Origin of the sequence: Bradyrhizobium sp. WSM471 (assembly GCF_000244915.1) — a bacterium.
Classification (GTDB): Bacteria; Pseudomonadota; Alphaproteobacteria; order Rhizobiales; family Xanthobacteraceae; genus Bradyrhizobium.
This window is the reverse complement of record NZ_CM001442.1, coordinates 7,158,075-7,178,418: the sequence shown is the minus strand read 5'-3', so window position 1 is coordinate 7,178,418 and position 20,344 is coordinate 7,158,075. Positions and strand designations below refer to the sequence as shown.

General features: G+C 64.7%; 12 protein-coding genes and 1 pseudogene. 4 read left to right on the top strand and 9 right to left on the bottom strand.

Going from position 1 to position 20,344, the window contains the following annotated elements:
- Window positions 1-96: 96 nt before the first annotated feature.
- From BRA471DRAFT_RS32690 to gltB, 3 genes and pseudogenes are all read right to left on the bottom strand, one after another.
- Window positions 97-1,147, bottom strand: a pseudogene (locus BRA471DRAFT_RS32690) (IS110 family transposase).
- Between the two features lie 219 nt (window positions 1,148-1,366).
- Window positions 1,367-2,818 carry a glutamate synthase subunit beta gene (locus BRA471DRAFT_RS32685; RefSeq protein WP_007615144.1) on the bottom strand — a complete coding sequence of 484 codons (1,452 nt, stop codon included), beginning with the start codon at window positions 2,816-2,818 and terminating at the stop codon, window positions 1,367-1,369.
- 143 nt (window positions 2,819-2,961) lie between these two features.
- The gene (gene gltB, locus BRA471DRAFT_RS32680) at window positions 2,962-7,695 is read right to left on the bottom strand and encodes a glutamate synthase large subunit (protein ID WP_007615142.1); all 4,734 of its coding nucleotides are present in this window, start codon (window positions 7,693-7,695) and stop codon (window positions 2,962-2,964) included.
- Between the two features lie 492 nt (window positions 7,696-8,187).
- Here gltB and BRA471DRAFT_RS32675 point away from each other — a divergent pair, with 492 nt between their 5' ends.
- Window positions 8,188-8,937, top strand: coding sequence for a hypothetical protein (locus BRA471DRAFT_RS32675; protein ID WP_007615140.1), 750 nt, complete (start codon window positions 8,188-8,190; stop codon window positions 8,935-8,937).
- 225 nt (window positions 8,938-9,162) lie between these two features.
- On the opposite strand, the gene BRA471DRAFT_RS32670 is transcribed toward BRA471DRAFT_RS32675, so the two are convergent.
- The gene (locus BRA471DRAFT_RS32670; protein ID WP_007615138.1) at window positions 9,163-9,924 is read right to left on the bottom strand and encodes an alpha/beta fold hydrolase; all 762 of its coding nucleotides are present in this window, start codon (window positions 9,922-9,924) and stop codon (window positions 9,163-9,165) included.
- A 273-nt stretch (window positions 9,925-10,197) separates the two neighbouring features.
- Window positions 10,198-10,659: an Hsp20 family protein gene (locus tag BRA471DRAFT_RS32665; RefSeq protein WP_007597127.1), complete on the bottom strand. Its 462-nt coding sequence runs from the start codon at window positions 10,657-10,659 to the stop codon at window positions 10,198-10,200.
- Window positions 10,660-10,880: 221 nt separating this feature from the next.
- Here BRA471DRAFT_RS32665 and BRA471DRAFT_RS32660 point away from each other — a divergent pair, with 221 nt between their 5' ends.
- Entirely contained in the window at window positions 10,881-11,828 is a 948-nt protein-coding gene (locus tag BRA471DRAFT_RS32660) for an alpha/beta fold hydrolase (RefSeq protein WP_007615136.1), read from the top strand.
- A gap of 178 nt (window positions 11,829-12,006) precedes the next feature.
- Here BRA471DRAFT_RS32660 and BRA471DRAFT_RS32655 read toward each other — a convergent pair whose 3' ends face one another.
- Window positions 12,007-14,772, bottom strand: coding sequence for a di-heme-cytochrome C peroxidase (locus BRA471DRAFT_RS32655; protein ID WP_007615134.1), 2,766 nt, complete (start codon window positions 14,770-14,772; stop codon window positions 12,007-12,009).
- A 175-nt stretch (window positions 14,773-14,947) separates the two neighbouring features.
- On the bottom strand, window positions 14,948-16,744 hold the full coding sequence (locus BRA471DRAFT_RS32650) for an adenylate/guanylate cyclase domain-containing protein (RefSeq protein ID WP_007615133.1): 1,797 nt from the start codon (window positions 16,742-16,744) through the stop codon (window positions 14,948-14,950).
- A gap of 246 nt (window positions 16,745-16,990) precedes the next feature.
- Here BRA471DRAFT_RS32650 and BRA471DRAFT_RS32645 point away from each other — a divergent pair, with 246 nt between their 5' ends.
- Entirely contained in the window at window positions 16,991-17,623 is a 633-nt protein-coding gene (locus BRA471DRAFT_RS32645) for a LysE family translocator (RefSeq protein WP_007615131.1), read from the top strand.
- Window positions 17,624-17,629: 6 nt separating this feature from the next.
- Here the strand turns inward: BRA471DRAFT_RS32645 and BRA471DRAFT_RS32640 are convergent, their stop codons facing one another.
- Window positions 17,630-18,382, bottom strand: a complete 753-nt coding sequence (locus BRA471DRAFT_RS32640) for a sulfite exporter TauE/SafE family protein (RefSeq protein WP_007615129.1) — start codon at window positions 18,380-18,382, stop codon at window positions 17,630-17,632.
- Window positions 18,383-18,470: 88 nt separating this feature from the next.
- On the opposite strand from BRA471DRAFT_RS32640, the gene BRA471DRAFT_RS32635 reads away from it, so the two are divergent.
- A complete protein-coding gene (locus BRA471DRAFT_RS32635) occupies window positions 18,471-19,361 on the top strand; it encodes a LysR substrate-binding domain-containing protein (RefSeq protein ID WP_007615127.1) in 891 nt (296 codons plus the stop codon).
- Window positions 19,362-19,369: 8 nt separating this feature from the next.
- Here BRA471DRAFT_RS32635 and BRA471DRAFT_RS32630 read toward each other — a convergent pair whose 3' ends face one another.
- Complete coding sequence (locus BRA471DRAFT_RS32630) at window positions 19,370-20,335, bottom strand: tripartite tricarboxylate transporter substrate binding protein (RefSeq protein WP_007615125.1); 966 nt, start codon at window positions 20,333-20,335, stop codon at window positions 19,370-19,372.
- Between the last annotated feature and the right edge of the window lie 9 nt (window positions 20,336-20,344).

Below are 20,344 nucleotides of genomic sequence, written 5' to 3'. Positions count from 1 at the left end.
GCTCGCATCTCGAACGATCGATCGCACCATCTCCTCTGCTCTTGCAGCTCCGGTTCGGCCGGTGGGGCTAACCCGCCGGTCGGCCGAATCTTTCGATCACACGGCAGCGGCCGTTTGGGCCTCGTTTTGCGCCCCTAGCCGCGCGCGATCGTATTGCTCTCCCGTCGTCATCAGCTTCCAGGCGATGCGGGCCATCTTGTTGGCCAGCGCCACCGCCGCCAGCTTCGGTGTTTTGCGCTTCAAAAGCTCGATCAGCCAGCTCGGCCCACGAGCTTTCGATTTGGCGATCTTGACCACCGAAGTTGCCCCAAGCACCAGCAGCTGACGCAAGGTCTCATCGCCTGCACGGGTTATCTTGCCGAGCCTGGTCTTTCCCGCGGTGGAATGGTCCTTTGGGGGTCAGGCCGAGCCAGGCGGCAAACAGCCGTCCCGAGCGGAAGGCGTGAGGATCGGGTGCCTTCATCACCAGTGCTGCGGCGGTGACCGGACCGATCCCCGGGATCTGAGCCAAACGACGGCTCAAGGCATTGGCACGGTGCCAGGCGAGAAGCTTCGCCTCCACTGCCTTCAGCTCGACCTGCACCTGATCATATTGGCGGGCAAGCGTCGCAAACAGTTCGCGGGCCAGCGTCGGCACCCTTTCATCGTGCTCGATTGCGGCCAGGAACGAGACCAGCTTGTCCAGCCCCTTGGCCTCGATCAGACCGAACTCCGCCGCATAGCCGCGGATCATGTTGGAAAGTTGAGTGCGTCGCACGACCAGTTGTTCGCGGATGCCCAGCAGCATCAGCGCGGCCTGTTGCTCGGCGGTTTTCACCGGCACATAGCGCATCCGCGGCCGGCTCGCCGCCTCGCACAGCCCCTCTGCATCGCGCCCATCGTTCTTGTTGCGCGCCACGTAGGGTTTCACCAGCTGCGGAGCGATCAGCTTGGCTGTGTGTCCCAGCTTACCTAGCTCTCGCGCCAGGACGTGAGCCGCCCCACACGCCTCGATCACCACCACCGTCGGCGGCAGCTTGGCAAAGAACTCCAGCATCCCCTTGCGGCCAAGCCGTTTGCGCAGCACGACCTGCTCCGAGGCATCCACCCCATGCAGTTGAAAGATATACTTCGACGTATCCATCCCAATGCGGATAATCTGGCTCACGGACGGCTCCTGTGAATGAGTTTCTGACAACCTCATTCTGGCACACTGATGCCGTAGGGGGCCGTCCACACCATCACCCCAGGGAGTAGTTTGGCGAAGACTCGTCGCTTGGTATTGCGACCGGTCAACGATCGAGGGATCACGCGGTATGGGTCCTGGCTTTCGCCAGGACGACAGCGGATTGTTTGTCTGCCTTAAGCCGCGGCGGCTCGCGCCAATTCAGCGCGGCAGATCCGTCTTCCCCATCAGGAACGTATCGATCGACCGGGCGCACAGCCGGCCCTCGCGGATCGCCCACACCACCAACGATTGCCCACGGCGCATGTCGCCGGCGGTGAACACGTTCGGACGCGAGGTCTGGTAGTCGAGCGTGTTGGCCTTGACGTTGCCGCGGGGGTCGAGCTCGACCGAGAGCATCTTGAGCAGGCCCTCGTGCACGGGATGGACGAAGCCCATCGCGAGCAGGACGAGGTCGGCGTCGAGCTCGAACTCGGTGCCGGCGATCGGCTTGAACTTGTCGTCGACGCGCACGCAATGCAGCTTCTTGACCTTGCCGTTCTCGCCCGAAAACTTCTGCGTCAGCACGGCGAATTCGCGGATCGCGCCTTCGGCCTGGCTCGAGGACGTCCGCATCTTCAGCGGCCAGTTCGGCCAGGTCAGGCCCTTGTTCTCGTGCTCCGGCGGTGCGGGCATGATCTCGAGCTGGGTCACGGAGAGCGCGCCCTGGCGCAGCGAGGTGCCGATGCAGTCGGATCCGGTGTCGCCGCCGCCGATGACGACGACATGCTTGCCGGCGGCCAGAATCTCCTGGACGCCATTCAACGGTTCATTGGACACGCGGCGGTTCTGTTGTGGCAGGAAGTCCATGGCGTAGTGGATGCCGGCGAGGTCGCGGCCGGGGATCGGCAGGTCGCGCGGGGCTTCGGCACCGCCGGTCAGCGCCACGGCGTCGTACTCGTTGAGCATCTCGCGCGGATCGACATTGCCGTCGCCACCGACATGGCTGTTATAGTGGAAGGTGACGCCTTCGCCTTCCATCTGCTTGACGCGGCGGTCGATGACGTTCTTTTCCATCTTGAAGTCGGGGATGCCGTAGCGCAGCAGGCCACCGGCCTTGGCGAACTTCTCGAACAGATGCACGTCGTGGCCGGCGCGTGCGAGCTGCTGCGCGCAGGCCATGCCGGCCGGACCCGAGCCGATCACCGCGACCTTCTTGCCGGTCTTGTGGGCGGCGATTTCGGGCTTCAGCCAGCCATTGTCCCAGGCGCGGTCGACGATCGCGCATTCGATGGTCTTGATGGTGACGGGATTGTCGTCGATGTTGAGCGTGCAGGAGGCTTCACACGGCGCCGGGCAGATGCGCCCCGTGAACTCCGGGAAATTGTTGGTCGAGTGCAGATTGCGCGAGGCTTCTTCCCAGTTGCCCTGATAGACGAGGTCGTTCCAGTCCGGGATCTGGTTGTTGACCGGGCAGCCCGGCGTGCCGGGCGAGACCGAGCCGGTGCCGTGGCAATAGGGAATGCCGCAGTTCATGCAGCGCGCCGCCTGGTCGCGCGTTTCCTTCTCGGAGAGGGGGACGACGAACTCGTGGAAATGCTTCACGCGCTCGGCGACCGGGGTGTACTTGCGGTCATGCCGTTCGATTTCGAGAAAACCCGTGATCTTGCCCATTAAACCCGAAGTCCCTGCCGTCTAATCATTTGTTGTTTCCTCACCGTCATTGCGAGGAGCTCTTGCGACGAAGCAATCCAGTCTGCTTCCGAGTAGAAAGTCTGGATTGCTTCGCTGCGCTCGCAATGACGGGTGCTGATGTCCTACGCCCCGATCGCGATTTTCGGCTCGGCGTCCGCGTTGGCGGCCATTTCGCGCAGCGCGCGCCGGTATTCGACCGGCATCACCTTGCGGAATTTGGGCAGCCAGTCCTTCCAGTTGGCCAGGATGTCGGCGGCACGCCTGGAGCCTGTCGCTTTCGCATGGCGCGTGATCAGGACGTGGAGCCGCTCGACGTCGGAGGCGAGCAGGTCCTTGAACACGTCGACCCGGCCGTGCGCTTCGAGGTCACCGGAATGGTGATAGGTGCCGGCGTTGATCAGCTCTTCCGACAGCACCGGCTCGAGCTCGACCATCGCCATGTTGCACAGCCTGTCGAAATCGCCGGTCTCGTCCAGCACATAAGCGATGCCGCCGGACATGCCGGCCGCGAAGTTGCGTCCCGTCTTGCCGAGCACGACCACGATGCCGCCGGTCATGTATTCGCAGCAATGGTCGCCCGCGCCCTCGACCACCGCCACGGCGCCGGAATTGCGCACGGCAAAACGCTCGCCGGCGATGCCGCGGAAGTAGCACTCGCCTTGAATGGCGCCGTACATCACGGTGTTGCCGACGATGATGCTCTCTTCCGGCACGATGCCGCTGTTGGCCGGCGGCTTGACGATGATCTTGCCGCCCGAGAGGCCCTTGCCGACATAGTCGTTGGCTTCGCCTTCGAGCTCGAAGGTGACGCCTTGCGCCAGCCAGGCGCCGAAGGCCTGGCCAGCGGTGCCCTTCAGGCTGACATGGATGGTCTCATGCGGCAGGCCGGCATGGCCGTAGATCTTGGCGACCGCACCCGACAGCATCGCGCCCGCGGAGCGGTTGGTGCTGTTGATCTTGGCCTCGATCTTCACCGGCGCACCGCGGTCGAGCGCAGGCGTCGCCTGCTCGATCAGCGTGCGGTCGAGCACCGCTTCCAGATGATGGTTCTGGCGCTCGGAGTGATAGATCTTCTGGCCCTTCTCTTCCTTCTGCTTGACGAACAGCTTGGAGAAGTCGAGGCCCTTGGCCTTCCAGTGCGCGACCAGCTTGGTCTGGTCGAGCAGCTGCACCTGGCCGATCATCTCGTTGAAGCTGCGGAAGCCGAGCGAGGCCATGATCTCGCGAACCTCCTCGGCGACGAAGAAGAAATAGTTGATCACATGCTCGGGCTGGCCGGTGAAGCGCTTGCGCAGGACGGGGTCCTGGGTCGCGACGCCGACCGGGCAGGTGTTGAGATGGCACTTGCGCATCATGATGCAGCCGGCCGCAATCAAGGGCGCGGTGGCGAAGCCGAACTCGTCGGCGCCGAGCAACGCGCCGATCACGACGTCGCGGCCGGTACGGAAGCCGCCGTCGACCTGGACCACGATGCGGCTGCGCAGCCGCTCGCGCACCAGCGTCTGGTGGGTTTCCGCGAGGCCGATCTCCCACGGCGAGCCGGCGTGCTTGATTGAGGTCAGCGGCGAAGCGCCGGTGCCGCCCTCGAAACCTGCGATGGTAACGTGGTCGGCGCGCGCCTTGGCGACGCCCGCCGCCACCGTGCCGACGCCGATCTCCGAGACGAGCTTGACCGAGACCGCGCCGTCCGGGTTGACGTTCTTGAGGTCGTAGATCAGCTGCGCCAGATCCTCGATCGAGTAGATGTCGTGATGCGGTGGCGGCGAGATCAGGCCGACGCCCGGCGTCGAATGCCGGACCTTCGCGATGGTCGCGTCGACCTTGTGGCCGGGTAGCTGGCCGCCTTCGCCGGGCTTGGCACCCTGCGCCATCTTGATCTGCATCATATCGGAGTTGACGAGATACTCCGTGGTGACGCCGAAGCGGCCGGAGGCGACCTGCTTGATCGCCGAGCGCATGCTGTCGCCGTTCGGCATCGGCTTGAAGCGATCGGCTTCCTCGCCGCCTTCGCCGGTGTTCGACTTGCCGCCGATCCGGTTCATGGCGATCGCGAGCGTGGTGTGCGCCTCGCGCGAGATCGAGCCGAAGCTCATCGCGCCGGTGGCGAAACGCTTGACAATGTCCTTGGCCGGCTCGACCTGGTCGAGTGGCACCGGCTTGCGCTTCTCTTCGTCCGCATTCTTGATCCGGAACAGGCCGCGCAGCGTCAGGAGACGCTCCGACTGCTCGTTGAGGATCTTCGCGAAGGCGCGGTAGCGTTCCAGCGAATTACCGCGGGCGGCGTGCTGGAGCAGCCCCACCGACTCGGCGGTCCATGCATGGTCCTCGCCGCGGCTGCGATAGGCATATTCGCCGCCGACATCGAGCGAGGTCTTGTAGACGAGCGCATCGCCGAACGCGTCGGCATGGCGGCGCACCGCCTCTTCGGCGATCTCGCCAAGACCGACGCCCTCGACGCGGGTGTGCGTGCCGGCGAAGAATTTTCCGACGAATTCCGCCTTCAGGCCGATGGCGTCAAAGATCTGCGCGCCGCAATAGGACTGGTAGGTCGAGATGCCCATCTTGGACATCACCTTGAGCAGGCCCTTGCCGATCGACTTGATGTAGCGCTTGACGATCTCGTAGTCGTCGAGCGAGCCGGGCAGGCGGTCCTTCATCGCGATGATGGTTTCGAACGCCAGATAAGGATTGATCGCTTCCGCGCCGTAGCCGGCCAGGCAGGCGAAGTGATGCACTTCGCGCGGCTCGCCGGATTCGACGACGAGGCCGACCGAGGTGCGCAATCCGGTACGGATCAGATGATGATGCACGGCGGCGCAGGCCAGCAGCGACGGGATCGGAACCCGGTCGGTGCCGACCATGCGGTCGGACAGGATGATGATGTTGACGCCCTCGCGCACCGCGCTCTCGGCGCGCGCGCAGAGCTCGTCCAGCACCTGGTCCATGCCGGCCGCGCCGAGGCCGGCGTGAAAGGTGGTGTCCAGCGTGCGCGACTTGAAGTGCGACTCGGCGACCTCGGAGATCGAGCGGATCTTTTCGAGGTCCGCGTCGGTCAGGATCGGCTGGCGCGCTTCGAGCCGCTTGGTGGTGGCAAGGCCTTGCAGGTCGAACAGGTTCGGCCGCGGTCCAATGATGGAGACGAGGCTCATCACCAGCTCCTCGCGGATCGGATCGATCGGCGGGTTGGTGACCTGCGCAAAGTTCTGCTTGAAGTAGGTGAACAGCGGCTTGGCCTTGGCCGACAGCGCGGAGATCGGTGTGTCGTTGCCCATCGAGCCTGCGGCTTCCTCGCCGGTGGAGGCCATCGGCGTCATCAGGATGGTGATGTCCTCCTGGCTGTAGCCGAACGCCTGCTGGCGATCGAGCAGCGACAGGTTGGAGCGCACGCCGGTGGTCGGCACCTTAGGCAGATCTTCCAGCACGATCTGGGTCCGCTCCAGCCACTCGGTGTAGGGATGGCTCCTGGAGAGCTCGGCCTTGATCTCGTCGTCGGGGATGAGGCGGCCCTGCTCGAGGTCGACCAGCAGCATCTTGCCGGGCTGCAAGCGCCACTTGGTGATGATCTGGTCTTCGGGAATCGTCAGCACGCCCATCTCGGACGCCATCACGATGCGGTCGTCCTTTGTGACGAGATAGCGCGCGGGACGAAGGCCGTTGCGGTCGAGCGTGGCGCCGATCCGGCGGCCGTCGGTGAAGGCGATCGCGGCGGGGCCGTCCCACGGCTCCATCAGGGCGGCATGATATTCGTAGAAGGCGCGGCGCTTCTCATCCATCAAGGGATTGCCGGCCCACGCCTCCGGAATCATCATCATGACGGCGTGCGGCAGCGAGTAGCCGCCCTGCACCAGGAATTCGAGCGCGTTGTCGAAGCAGGCGGTGTCCGACTGGCCTTCGTAGGAGATCGGCCAGAGCCGGTTGATGTCCTTGCCGTACAGCTCGGAGCTCACCGAGGCCTGGCGCGCCGCCATCCAGTTGACGTTGCCGCGCAGCGTGTTGATCTCGCCGTTATGCGCGATCATCCGGTAGGGATGCGCCAGCGACCACGCCGGGAAGGTGTTGGTCGAGAAACGCTGGTGGACGAGCGCCAGCGCGCTCTCGAAATCCTTCTCGTGCAAATCGGGATAGTACTTGCCGAGCTGGTCGGCGAGGAACATGCCCTTGTAGATCACGGTGCGGCAGGACATCGAGCACGGATAATAGCCGGCGAGGCCGCGGTCGCGGCGCTGATAGATCGCTTGCGAGATCGACTTGCGCAGGATGTAGAGCCGACGCTCGAAATCGTCCTCGGTCTTGGCGGTGCCGTTGCGGCCGATGAACACCTGCATGCAGGCGGGCTCGGTCGGCTTCACGGTGACGCCGAGCGAGGAATTGTCGGTCGGCACGTCGCGCCAGCCGAGCAGCGTCAGGCCTTCTTCCTTGATCTGGTCGGCGATGATGCTCTTGATGACGTTACGCCAGGCGGTGTCGCGCGGCATGAACAGCGCGCCGATGGCGTATTCGCCCGGATTGGGCAGTGCGAAGCCGAGCTCCTTCGCTTTGCGGCTGAAGAAAGCATGCGGGATCTGCACCAGAATGCCGGCGCCGTCACCGGCGCGCGGGTCGGCGCCGACAGCGCCGCGGTGCTCGAGATTGCAGAGGATGCTGAGCGCGTCCGCGACGATCTCGTGCGACTTCTGGCCCTTGATGTTGGCGATGAAGCCGACGCCGCAGGAATCCTTTTCCAGGCTCGGATCGTAGAGGCCTACGGCCGGCGGGCGTGAATTGTGTTCCTGAATCGGATCGGCCGTTTTCGAGGCGACCGTCGCCGACAGTTGCTCTGCCACGATGTTTCCGCGCTCGACTTGCGACCCGTTCATGTCCTCGTCCTCTCCATGCGGCAAGCTGCCTCACCGCCATCTTCGGCGCACCTTGGGCGTCCCGCGGCACCCGCTTCTGGGTCACCGCTCGTCCGCTCGCGAGCCGCATTTTCTTAAATTCAGGCCAAGGCGTTCTTCGTCCCCGAGAACGGCTTTGCCTGTTGCCTTCTTGGCGCTCGAAAGCACCGTCTTTCGTTGCAATCCCTATGCCGGAACCGCAAGCAAAATTGAGACAGTCTTCCTGTCCTAACCATCACCTTGCCAAATTTTTGTCTATCACACAAGCGCGCGCAAGTCCCGATTCCCCATGGATCAATCAATCGCTTTCCAAAAGTTGCGCAGCCCCGGTTTTGAAGCAAACGCGCCCTGATCCGGCCCCGCCGACGCCGGAATCCCCAATGAAGCTTCGGATCAACCCTTCGGAAGCCGTGCCTCGCCGCAAGAAGCAAAAGAGCGCGATCCATCCGGGGGCCTGACAGGAGCGTCTCGACCATGAAGTTTTTCACAGGATGTGTGGCCGCCGCCACGCTGGCGCTGGCCGCGACCACGGCTCAAGCCCAGGTTCCAGCGCGAGGGGCGATGATCGCGGTCTCGGATTTCGACGGCCCCTATGCGCCGCCGGAGGCCGCGCCGCCCCCGCCGCCGCGCTATGGCTACGGCTATGGCTACGAGGAACGCGGGCCGGCTCCGGTGCTGCTGCCGCCGACCGAGGTCTACGCCGTGCTGCGCGAAAATGGCTTCTCGCCGCTCGGCGTCCCGACCCTGCGCGGCAGCGTCTACACCATCGCGGCGATCGATCGCCGCGGCGAGGACGGCCGGCTGGTGATCGATGCCCGCGACGGACGGATTTTGCGCTTCATGCCGGCTGCCGACGCCTACGGCATGGCGCCGGGCTACGAGCAGCCAGCGGTTGCGCCTTACCGCTCGCAGAGCGCGCTGCCGCCGCCGACGATGGTCCGCAGCGGTCCGCCCCGCCCACCGGCCCCGATCCCGCATGTCGCCAGCCGCTCCGTGCCGCTGCCGAAGGCCGCTCCGGCGCGTGGCGCGGCGCCAGTCGCCGCCGCCAAGCCAGCCGAACCTGCGAGGCCGCAGGCTCAACCTGCAACGCAGACCGTGGCGGCGGTGCCGGCAAAGCCCGCCGAGGCCGCGCCGCAAGTCATTGCTCCAACCGTCGGTCTGGCCAAACCTGCTCCAACGATCCTGCCGACACAGGACATGCCGGCAGCGCAGGGGCTGGATTAGGACGCTGCGTGTCACACCAACGGTGTCGTCCTGGCGAAGGCCAGGACCCATACCGCGAGGTCTGTCGAGCGATTGAGGTGCGAGTACCGGACGAGTCTTCGCCAAACTCCTTCCTGGGGTAATGGGTCCTGGCCTTCGCCAGGACGACGTTGAGGAGAGAGTTAGCGCAAATAAAATAGAAGGCGCCTGAGCATTCAGGCGCCTTTGCATCATGACAAGCGCCGCTCAGCTCCGTCCATACCCCGCCGCTTCCAGGATCAAATTCGCCACCTCTTTCCGGTGTGACACCAGCGAGAGGTGTCCGGCGTCGATCTCGATCGTGGTTGCGTTCATGCGCTTGGCGAGGAAGCGTTCGAGATCGGGATTGATGGTGTAGTCGTTCTTCGACACCGCGTACCAGCTCGGCTTGGAATGCCATGCCGCCTCGGTGGTGCGACCGGCGAAGATCGAGGCGGCAGTCGGCCATTGCACGGCGTAGAGCTCCTTGGCCTGCTCCGGCTTCACGCCATTGGCGAAGTACTTCAGGAAGGCGTCTTCCGAGAGTTTTGTGTAACCGTCGCGCTCGACGACGCCGGCGCGTGCCGGTCCCGCCGGGAATTGCTTCGACAGCGCGACAAAATCCTCGTTGGCATCGGGCGCACGTGCGGCGACATAGACAAGGGCGCTGACCTTCGGGTCGGTGCCGACCTGGCTGATCACGGTGCCGCCCCAGGAATGCGCGACCAGCACGGTCGGACCGTCCTGTTCGGCCAGCACGCGCTTGGTGGCTTCGACGGAGTCCGCAAGCGACGACAGCGGATTCTGCACGGCGGTTACGTTGAGCCCTGCGGCCTGGAGAATCGGGATCACCTCCGACCAGCTTGAGCCGTCGGCCCAGGCGCCGTGCACCAGCACAACGTTCTTGGCCTTTACGGTCTGCGCGTGAGCGAGGCTGAGAGGGGCCGCCAACAGGCTCGCGGCGACGAAAAAGCTGCGCCAGAAAGTCATGATCGTTCTCCGTCTTGTTTTGGGTTCGATAGCCAAAGGACGACGCACGGGCCGACGGCGTTACGCCAATTCACCGCTGTGTGATGCGGCGCAACAGTCCAGCAGGGCCGTTCAGAAATCGGTGACGTCCCGGCGACGGCCGAGACCATCCTCTCTGGCAAGGTATGGCAGATCCGTCGTCCGGTATTTCTTCCGCGCACGATTGATCAGCCAAACAAAAAAACGCCCCGGGGCACCGGGGCGTTTTCGCAACCTGGAAGTGGCCGACGTGATTTACGCCGCTACCGAGTTCTCGATCACCTGTGCGCCCTGCGCGCCGGTGTTGATCGCGATCTGGCGGGGCTTCTTCGCTTCGGGAATCTCACGGACGAGGTCAACGTGAAGCAGCCCGTTCTCGAGCGAGGCGTTCTTCACTTGCACGAAGTCGGCAAGCTGGAAGGCGCGCTCGAAGGCACGCGCGGCGATGCCGCGGTACAGCACTTCGGCCTTCGAGTTCTCGTTGGCGACTTTCTCGCCCTTGATCGTCAGCGTGTTTTCCTTCGCGACGATGGAGAGCTCATCCTTGGCAAAGCCCGAGACCGCAACGGTGATGCGGTAGTCGTTCTCGCCGGTGCGCTCGATATTGTAGGGGGGATAACCGGGGCTGCCGTCCGAACCGGCCTGGTCAAGCAGGTTGAAGAGGCGGTCGAAGCCGACGGTGGAACGGTAGAAGGGGGTCAGGTCGTAGGTACGCATGGTCAAGTCCTCCATTGAGCGACTGTTTGAGTAACCCGCCCGCCAATCGGGCCGGGCTTTCGTCTGTGTGCAGCCTGATGTTCCGGTTCCGAAACACTGGTAGCGGCCTGCACCAAAGTGATATGGGTTGAGGAGAACGGCGTTCAAGAGGGCGGATACTCAGCCTTTTCGGCGCTCCTGCCCCCTGATTTGCAGCACTTCGTGCCCAAGCCCTCCCCATCATGACGCTGGTCTCGATACCATCCAATCCCGTTCCCGAAGACGTCGTCAGCGGCACCATCAAAACCCCTGATGGCGTCGAGCTGCGCTTTGCGCGCTGGGCGCCGCCGGCGAACCGCAAGGGCACCGTCTGCGTCTTCACCGGACGCAGCGAGCAGATCGAGAAATATTTCGAGACCGTGCGCGACCTGCGCGACCGCGGCTTCGCGGTGGCGATGATCGACTGGCGCGGGCAGGGCCACTCCTCGCGTCGCCTGCGCGATCCGCGCAAGGGCTATGTCCGCGACTTCGCCGATTTCGAGATCGACGTCGAGACCTTCGTGCAGCAGGTGGTGCTGCCGGATTGCCCGCCACCCTTCTTTGCGCTCGCCCACTCCATGGGCGGCACGGTGATGCTGCGGGTGGCGCATGCGGGCAAGCGCTGGTTCGACCGCATGGTGCTGTCTGCGCCGATGATCGACCTGCCCGGCCGCGCCACCTCGTTTCCGGCGCGGGCTCTGCTGAAGACGATGCGCGTGTTGGGGATGGGCGGCCGCTATGTCCCCGGCGGCAGCGACCAGATCACCGGGCTCAATCCCTTCATTAACAATCCGCTGACCAGCGATCCCGTGCGCTATGCGCGCAATGCCGCGATCCTGGAGGAGGATCCGACCCTCGGGCTCGCGTCACCAACGATCGCCTGGGCCGATACCGCCTTCCGCGCGATGCACACTTTCAGGGGCAAAAACTACCCGTCCGAGATCCGTCAGCCGATCCTGATGCTGGCGGCCTCCAGCGACACCGTGGTCTCGATCGCGGCGATCGAGGAGTTTGCCTATCATTTGCGCGCCGGCTCCCATCTCGTGATCGCCGGCGCCAAGCACGAGATTCTCCAGGAGCAGGACCGCTACCGTTCCCAATTCTGGGCAGCCTTCGACGCCTTCGTGCCGGGCACGCCGCTGTTCAAGTGAGGGGAAGCGAGGGTGCGCTCCCTCGCCTCGCTTGGTTCGCAAGACCCTCATGGTGAGGAGCGCGGAACGCGCGTCTCGAACCATGAAGGCCTCCGCCCTCGCCCGCGGCCATCCTTCGAGACGCCCGCTTTGTGCGGGCTCCTCGGGATGAGGGCGGCGTGCTTGGGACAGAGCTCGGCTACAGCGTCTTCAGATACTCGATCAGATCGTAGCGCTCGTTGTCGTCCTTGAACACGCGGCCGATCACGCCCGGACGTTTTTCCTCGCCCGGCTTGCGCTCGAAGGAATGGCCGAGCACGCTGTTGCCCTGGATCGGATCCTTCTCCGACCCCGCCGAGAACTCGGTTTCACCCGTCTTGCACTTCTCGTCGGCGGTGACCGCAAAGCCGACGGTCACAGGATCATAGTCACGGCGGCCCATGCAGAATTTTTGCGGGCGCTCGCTTGCAGGCCTCAGCAACCAGTAGAGAGAGGGCACCGAACCGTTGTGCAGATAGGGCGCCGTGGCCCAGATGCCGTTGAGCGGCCGTGCCCGATAGCGTGCTCCCCCCACTGGATTGAGGCAGTTCTTGCGCGCGAGATTCCACAGTTTCGCCCGCTCGGCGTCCGGAGTCTTCTCGTCGTCCATCCATTTGCGGGCGACGAGGTCCACCACCGTCATGAGCCCGAGCGCATACACCATCTCGGTCGGCGAGCTTGCGGTCGAGACGTCGCATTGCCACCATTTCTGGAGGTCGGCCGTATTCACCTTCAGGAAGCCGGGCACATCGACGATCCTGTTGCTGAGCACGAGCGACTGTTCGGGATCCGTCTTGATCTCGTCGAGGGGGATCGTCACCGCGTTCAGCACCTTGCTGTCGCCGCTCGGCTCCCAATGTCTCGACGACCAGAAAGCCGGGGTGTCGATCGCCGGCAGATGGCAGCCTGAACACATTTCGGCGTAGATCTTGCGGCCATTGTCGACCTTCTTCTGATCGAGCCTCCAATTGTCGCCGAGGATCTGCGAGGGCCATCTCGGCGCCAGCAGGCCGCCGAACTTCGGACCGGTGGAGGGATCCGCCGTCTTGAACGGATCGGGCCCCCTCAGCATGTCCTCGATCCAGCCGAGGGTGTTGATATGGACCGAGGAGCGCCACAGCCTGTCCTCAGGGTAGGCATCGGACAGATTGAGCAGCGCCGTCACGCCGAGGGCTTCGCCGGCGTTGCGGATCAGCGGCTGCTCGATCGAGGCGTCGTACTGGGCGAACTTGAACCAGGGCACGGTCCAGATCGGGGGATAGCTGACCGGGGCGTCCTGGGCGTGCAGGTTCTTCTCGAAACCCTTAAGCCCGCTCAGCGCGAGATCCTGCGAAAACACCTGATTCCCGATGCGGTTGAGAGCGTCGAGGCGACCGAACCCTTCCTCGGTGTCACTCTGCTGCCGGCCGTTCCAGGTCTTCTTGCCTTCTATCGTCTTTTGCTGGGTTTGCGCCCAGTCGATCAGGAAGTTGCCGATCGCGCTGAGCTTCTGCTTGAGCGCGGCGCGGTCAGCCCTGCTGGCATCGGGGCCGAGCACGCGATCAGCGAAGCGCTGGAAGCGGAACGGCACGTAAAGCGTGTAGGCGATCGACAGGCCGGTGGAGAGCTCGAGCTTCTTCAGATCGGTCATGGCCGGACCGCCGTCGAAACGCACGTCCACGCCCTGGTAGTGGATCTGGCCGGTATGGCAGGCCGCGCAGGTCAGCCCGATCTTGTCCTCTTCGCGACGGCCCGTCGCGGGATCGACGACACCGGTCATCCGTGCGAAGCCGACCGGCAGGCCGTCGACGTTCTCCGCCGGCGTCCACCTGGTCGACCAGTCCGGCACCTGCGTCGTCTCGTAGACATTGGCGTAGCCGAAGCGGCGCAGTGACGTCGCGTCGGTCTGGATCGACTGCGGGCTCGGGATGAATCCGAAGCGCTCGAGATAGGCGCTGTCTGTCATCATGCCCGGCCGCGAGAACAGATGCAGGCGCGGCTGCTCCAGCGCCATGAACCATTCATAAGGCACCGGGAAGGTCGCGGTGCCCTGGCTGGCATGGTGAAACCAGTGCCTGTCCTTCAGCGACCAGTTCTGTTCGAGCCAAAAGGCCGCCTTCGTCTCGGGGACCGTGGGCAACGACGGCGGCAGGAGATTCACGAGAATTCCCTTTTGCGGCAGCATGGCACGCACCTGGTCGGGGAATTCAGCGACCGCAACGAGCAAGGCAAGACCGAGGGCGACGGGCACGGCCGCAACCTTGAGGGCGCCCCGCACCACGCGCTGGCAGGTCGACAGCACCGGCTGCGATACGAGCCGCTGGTTGATGCGAGCAGGGAATTGCCGCTCGTTGAACAGAGTGCGCACGTCGGCCACGCTGAGATAGCGGTTCTCACCCGCGCCCTTGCCCACGATCTTCAGGAGGATCGGCCATTCGAACTTCATCAGCAGGGGGTAGTACCAGCGCGCGGCGCTGCCGGCGCGCTTGAGGTTGTCGCGCATGAAGACGCCGATTTCCGAGGCGTTGAGACCCGGCTCGGAGCCGCCGCCGTTCGGATCCTGGTAGTTCCGGCCGAAGCTCGCAAACCGCGCAAGCTCGTCCTCATCGACCGTGCCGTCGACGCCGAGGACGCGCGAGCCGGCACCGCGCTTGTCGAGAGGGCCGCCACGCAAGGCGTCGAGCTGCGCGCCCGAAAATATGCTCTTCAGGACGTGACCGAGACCGTTGGCGATGAGCGCGACGCCGCGGACCTGGATGCGGGCCGAGACCTTCTTCAGCCCGGTCTCGCCGCTCGCATTCGCGATCGTTTGCGACAGCGTTCCGAGCGGGACGGTTCCGCCGTCAACAAATCCCTCGCCGACGAGGCCGCGCAGGAATGGACAGGGATTGTTCGGCGAGACCTGGATCGAGGGGTCGAAGGGGGGCTTCGGAGCGGAGTCATGCATGGCCCAAAATCCTGAAAACGGCGAATCGTGAAATACAGACGCGCCGATAGAGCGCGGAAAGTCCTGACAAACCGACAACACGTTATACTACTTCAGCGTGTAGCGGAGTGTGGCTGAATTCACCGTCGTGTCAATAAAGGCGGAGGGGACATTGCCGCGTGGCCGCGGCTGGCCCTCAGGATTCGGCGACGCGTTTGACGTCGCTCGAGACCAAGGTCAGTTTGCCGAGCGGCACGCCCGCATTCAAGAGTCCGGCGCGGTAATGGGCGAGGTCCTCGGGCCGCTTCCAGTGGAAATTGCGCAAATGGCGGTCGACATTGAGAGTCGGGTAGTTAGCCATGAGCACGCGGGTCGCCTCGACCGCCTCGTCGCCCCGTCCCAATTGCGCCAGCGCCGCGGCACGGATCGCCAGCGCCTGCAAATGGTTCGGGTTGATGTAGAGCTGTTCTCGAGCCCATGACAGGGTCGCGTCATATTGGCCCAGCAGATAATGGCTGAAGGCGTTCAGTGCGGCCCATTGGTAGCGCGGATCGCTGTTGTCGCGCTGTGAGGCCATCGAGAACAGCTCGATTGCCTCGCGGTGCTCGCCGATGGCGAAATGGCAGATGCCGAGCACGCCGCGCGCGCCGTTGTCGTAGGGGTTGAGCGCGACGGCGCGTTTGGCGGCGTCCATCGCGGCCTCGTAATGCCCCTCCAGCGCGTGGGTCCAGGACAGGATCGAGAACGCAAATGACGAGCGCGGGTCGAGCCGGACGCTGGTTTCGGCAAGCTTCATCGCTTCGGCCCACATCTCGCGCGTGCCCTTGACCCAGCCGAAATGGATGCTCTGGATCTGGATCGTGGCGAGATAGGCGTGCGCAATCGACAGCTTGGGCTCGAGCCTGATGGCCTCCCGGAACAGGTCGACGGCGATGGCCAGGTCTTCCTTGGTTTGTCGATAATAGTGCGACAGCCCTTTGAGGAAGCGGTCCCAGGCAGTGACGTCGGTCGAGAGCCGCGCCGGCGCCGAGGCCTCGGCCCGGACGATCTCGGTGGCGATGGCGGCGGACAGGTTGGTGGTGATCTCGTCCTGCATCGCGAAGAGATCGCCGATGTCGCGGTCGTAGCGGCCGGTCCAGAGCTGCTCGCCGGTCTCCGGCGCGATCAACTCTGCGGTGACGCGGATCTTGGCTCCGGCGCGCCGCACCGACCCCTGGATCAGATAGGTGGCGTCGATCTCCCGCGCGATCAGGCGGTTGCTGACGTTGTTGCCCTTGAACACGAAGGTCGAGTTGCGGCTCAGCACGCGATAGAAGGATTGCAGTGACAGCGCGTGGATCAGATCCTCGGTCAGGCCGTCGGAGAAATATTCGTCCTGGGCGTCGCTGAGATTGGCAAAGGGCAGCACGCCGACGATCGCGGTGCGGTACTGCTGCGAGAGGGCGGATGCCTCTCTCAGCGCGGGCGCAAGGGCCGGTGCGCCCTCAGGCGTCCAGGTCCAGACCCCGATCGGATCCTTGATGTTCTTGAAGCGGTGGTTGCCGGCATCGGCCAGCGGCACGGCGAGATGCTTGCTGGCCTCCTTGTAGGCCTTGGCCGAGATCGCGAAGCCGCCGGGGCTCGCCACGGATTCGAGGCGGACGGCAATGTTGACATCGTCACCGAAGACCTCGCCCTCGTCGGCGATGACGTCGCCCATGTGGATGCCGAGGCGAAACTGCATGGCGCGATCGGCGGGCAGATGGTGATTGCGCTCCGCCATCAGCGTCTGCATCGCGATCGCGGCCTCGGTGGCGCCGACGATCGAGGGGAACTCCAGCAGGAAGCCGTCGCCGGTGTTTTTGACGACGCGGCCGCCGTGATTGAGGATGATGGGGTGGATCGCGCTGCGATGGGCCTTGAAGGCGGCATGAGTGCCGGCCTCGTCGGTACCCATCATGCGCGAATAGCCGGCGACATCGGCGCAGACGATGGCAGCCAGACGTCTTTCCATATTCCGGAGCTCCAAGAGACTTGCAAGAGACTTGGAAGAGATCGAGGACCGGCCACCGCGTAGCCGTCACCTCGAATCCCTGCATTAAAGAACCCGTTCCTTATAGAGCAGATGAGGCCGAGCGAAAGTATGATCCGCATTGCAAATTCGAGGTAAATCCTCGGCAATCCCGGCGGTGGACGTGGATGAGCGAACCCACTAAGCCGGGTCTGAGGGCGACGGTTGGGCGGCGGAGGCACGTCACATATGCTGGGCATTCACGAAATCTGGCTCTTCGTCCTGTCGGGCGTGCTGCTCAACATCACGCCGGGGCCTGATACGGTCTATGTGATCGGCCGCAGCATGCAGTTGGGCTGGCGAGGTGGTGCCGCGGCCGCGCTGGGCATCAGTTGCGGCTGCTTTTTCCATGTCGCGGGCGCGGCAATCGGCCTTTCGGCCCTGCTGATGGCCTCGTCGACCGCGTTCTCGATCCTGAAACTGGTCGGAGCAGCTTATCTCGTCGTGACCGGCCTCCAGATGCTGTGGTCGCGCCCGGTGCTGGCCTCGGCCGTCGACGAGCCGTTGCAGAGCTCGCTGCGGCGGGTTTTCCTCCAGGGCGTCTTCACCAACGCGCTCAATCCCAAGGTCGCGCTGTTCTTCCTGGCCTTCCTGCCGCAATTCGTCGCAGTCGACTCGGCGCACAAGCCGCTCGCCTTCCTGACGCTCGGCCTGATCTTCATCTGCACGGGAACGCTGTGGTGCCTGGTGCTGGCGGCGTTCGCGGCAAAGGCCGCCCACCGCTTGCGGAGCTCCGAAGGCGCGGTCGCCTGGGTCAACCGTGCCCTCGGCGGCCTCTTCATCTATCTCGGCATCCGCGTCGCCCTGCTGGAGACGCGGTAACTTCGTTTACGCGAATTCCTTCAGCAGCGCGCTGCCGGTGAGATAGAGGCCGAGCAGGATCATCGCGATCAGGAACCAGCGGCGAAACGCTTCCGCCGGCATCCGCGCCCGCACCGTCTGGCCGATATACATGCCGGCAAACGCGCATGCCATGCCGACCGCACCCGGCACTGCGTTGGCCGGCGTCAGCAATCCGCCCGCGGTGAGGTTGAAGGCGAGCGCCAGTGTCGCGGTCGTGAAGAACACGCCGAGCGCCTGTACCAGCTCGTCCTTCTCCATGCCGATCGCCTGCATGAACGGCATCGAGGGGATCACCTGCACGCCTGTCGAGGCCGAGATCACGCCGGTGACCACGCCGACCACGCCGCCGACCCATTTCTCGTTCTTTGGCGCAACGTGGAACTGGAATTTGTTCAGCCCGATGATCGCGTAGACGACCAGGAGTACACCGAGCACGATCGTGCCGTAGCGCGCATGCGGGCCGGTGAGCGCGCCGGCATTGAGCCAGCACCCGATTACGGTGCCGATCATCAGCGGCCACAGCCGCCTCAGGATGTCGCGCAAATGGGGGCCGACGAAAGTCTGCCAGATGTTGGTGAGGATGGCGGGCACGATCACGATGGCGATCGCGCGGCTGGGCGCCATGCTCACCGCCAGCAGGCCCATGGACACCGTCGGCAGGCCAAGCCCGACCACGCCCTTGACGAATCCGGCAATCAGGAAGACGGCGGCGATGAGAATGAGGAGCGGGTCGATCATATCTGCACATTGACCGATGCCGCGCGCCGGCACAATCTGTAGGTTACGGAGAAAGCCTTCGTCTGGAACGAAGGCTGAAGGACCCCGGATGCGCTTCGACCTTGTCGACCTCCAACTGTTCATCGCGGTCGCCGACCAGCGCAGCATCACCCGCGGCGCGGAGCGGTCGCATCTGGCCCTGGCCTCGGCCAGCGCGCGCATCAAGGGGCTGGAGGATGCGCTCGGCGTCGCGCTGCTCAAGCGCGGGCGCCGCGGCGTTGAGTTGACCTCGGCCGGCGAGAGCCTGCTCGATCACGCCCGTCTCGTCATCCACCAGATCGACGCCATGCGCGGCGATCTCGCCGGCTTTGCCAGCGGCGTGCGCGCGAGCGTGCATTTCCTCGCGAATACGTCCGGCCTCTCGGAGCATCTGCCGAAGGCGCTCGCCGGCTTCCTGCGCGAGCATCGCGACGTTGCCATCGACATCGAGGAGCGCGAGAGCACCGACATCGCGGCCGCGATCACTGCGGGCGCGGCCGATCTCGGCTTCGCAGCCGAGCACGCGCTGCCCGATCATATCGAGCGATTCGCCTTCAGCGAGGATCGCCTGACGCTGGTAACGTCCAGGCGCGGTCCGTTCGCCGGTCGCCGCGCGATCGATTTCCAGGAGGCGGGCGCTTGCGACTTCGTCGGGCTCACCAGCGCCACCGCGCTTCAGGTGCATATTTCGAAGCACGCCGCCCGGCTCGGCATGCGGCCGCATTATCGCGCCCGCCTGCGCGACTTCGATGCGATCTGCCAGATGGTCGCCGCCGATGTCGGCGTTGCCCTGGTGCCCGAAGCCGCCGCCCGCCGCTGCGCAAAACTGATGCCGCTCGCCATGGTCCGCCTGCGCGATACCTGGGCCAACCGCAAACTCGTGATCTGCGCGCGAAGCTTCAAGACGCTGCCGCGCCCAGCCAAGATGCTGGTGGAGCATTTGCGGGCGGCGGCAGTGTGAGCTCTGCGCTACTTCGCCGTCTCCACGCCAGCGTCCTTGATCACCTTCGCCCATTTCTTGGTCTCGTCCGCGATGAAGGCGCGAAAATGCTCTGGCTCATCGCCGACCAGCGTTGCCCCTTGGGCGGCGAGCTTTTCCTTCACCGCGGGATCCGCCGTCGCCTTCGTGGCGAGGGCATGCAGCGCGGTGACGATCTCCTGCGGCGTGCCCTTCGGCGCGACCATGCCGTACCAGTTCTCGATGCGCAGATCAGGAAAGCCGGCTTCCGCCGTGGTCGGCACCTCGGGCGCCGTCGGCGAACGCTCGGCGGAGCCGACTGCGATCGGCCGCAGGGCGCCCGCCTTGACCTGCGGCAGCAGCACGGGGAGATCCAGGAAGGTCATCTGCACCTGCTGGCCCAGCAGATCGTTCACGGCGGGCGCCGCGCCGCGATAGGGCACATGCACGATGTCGATCTTTGCGGTGAGCTTGAACAATTCACCGGCGAGATGCGGCAGGCTGCCGGGGCCGGAGGAGGCGAAGTTGAGTTTTCCCGGCTGCGCCTTGGCGAGCGCGATCAATTCCGCGATGTCCTTTGCGGGGACGTTGGTGGCGACAACGAGCATTTCCGGCACGGTCGCAACCAGCGTCACCGGCGTGAGGTCGTGGAGCGTATCGTAGGCGACCCTCTCCATGCTCGGACTGATCGCCAGCGCGCCGGCGCTGGAGATCGCGATGGTGTAGCCGTCAGGTACGGCCTTGGAGACGGCATCGGTGCCGAGCACGCCGCCCTGGCCGCCGCGATTGTCGATCAGCACGGGCTGTCCTGACAGCTCCGACATGCGCTGCCCGATCACCCGGGCAATGATGTCGTTCGGGCCGCCGGCCGGGAACGGCACGATCAGCTTGATCGGCTTGACCGGGAAATTCTGGGCGCAGGCCAGCGTCGGAAACAGAAGCAATGCCGCGAGAAGGAGCTTGCGCCAGTTCGTCATGCAGGCTCC

Excerpts from the sequence above, each read along its gene's own strand:
- BRA471DRAFT_RS32675 (WP_007615140.1), top strand. The coding sequence starts at position 8,188 with ATGAAGTTTTTCACAGGATGTGTGGCCGCCGCCACGCTGGCGCTGGCC.
- BRA471DRAFT_RS32670 (WP_007615138.1), bottom strand. The coding sequence starts at position 9,924 with ATGACTTTCTGGCGCAGCTTTTTCGTCGCCGCGAGCCTGTTGGCGGCC.
- BRA471DRAFT_RS32665 (WP_007597127.1), bottom strand. The coding sequence starts at position 10,659 with ATGCGTACCTACGACCTGACCCCCTTCTACCGTTCCACCGTCGGCTTC.
- BRA471DRAFT_RS32650 (WP_007615133.1), bottom strand. The coding sequence starts at position 16,744 with ATGGAAAGACGTCTGGCTGCCATCGTCTGCGCCGATGTCGCCGGCTAT.
- BRA471DRAFT_RS32660 (WP_007615136.1), top strand. The coding sequence starts at position 10,881 with ATGACGCTGGTCTCGATACCATCCAATCCCGTTCCCGAAGACGTCGTC.
- BRA471DRAFT_RS32640 (WP_007615129.1), bottom strand. The coding sequence starts at position 18,382 with ATGATCGACCCGCTCCTCATTCTCATCGCCGCCGTCTTCCTGATTGCC.
- gltB (WP_007615142.1), bottom strand. The coding sequence starts at position 7,695 with ATGAACGGGTCGCAAGTCGAGCGCGGAAACATCGTGGCAGAGCAACTG.
- BRA471DRAFT_RS32645 (WP_007615131.1), top strand. The coding sequence starts at position 16,991 with ATGCTGGGCATTCACGAAATCTGGCTCTTCGTCCTGTCGGGCGTGCTG.
- BRA471DRAFT_RS32630 (WP_007615125.1), bottom strand. The coding sequence starts at position 20,335 with ATGACGAACTGGCGCAAGCTCCTTCTCGCGGCATTGCTTCTGTTTCCG.
- BRA471DRAFT_RS32635 (WP_007615127.1), top strand. The coding sequence starts at position 18,471 with ATGCGCTTCGACCTTGTCGACCTCCAACTGTTCATCGCGGTCGCCGAC.
- BRA471DRAFT_RS32685 (WP_007615144.1), bottom strand. The coding sequence starts at position 2,818 with ATGGGCAAGATCACGGGTTTTCTCGAAATCGAACGGCATGACCGCAAG.
- BRA471DRAFT_RS32655 (WP_007615134.1), bottom strand. The coding sequence starts at position 14,772 with ATGCATGACTCCGCTCCGAAGCCCCCCTTCGACCCCTCGATCCAGGTC.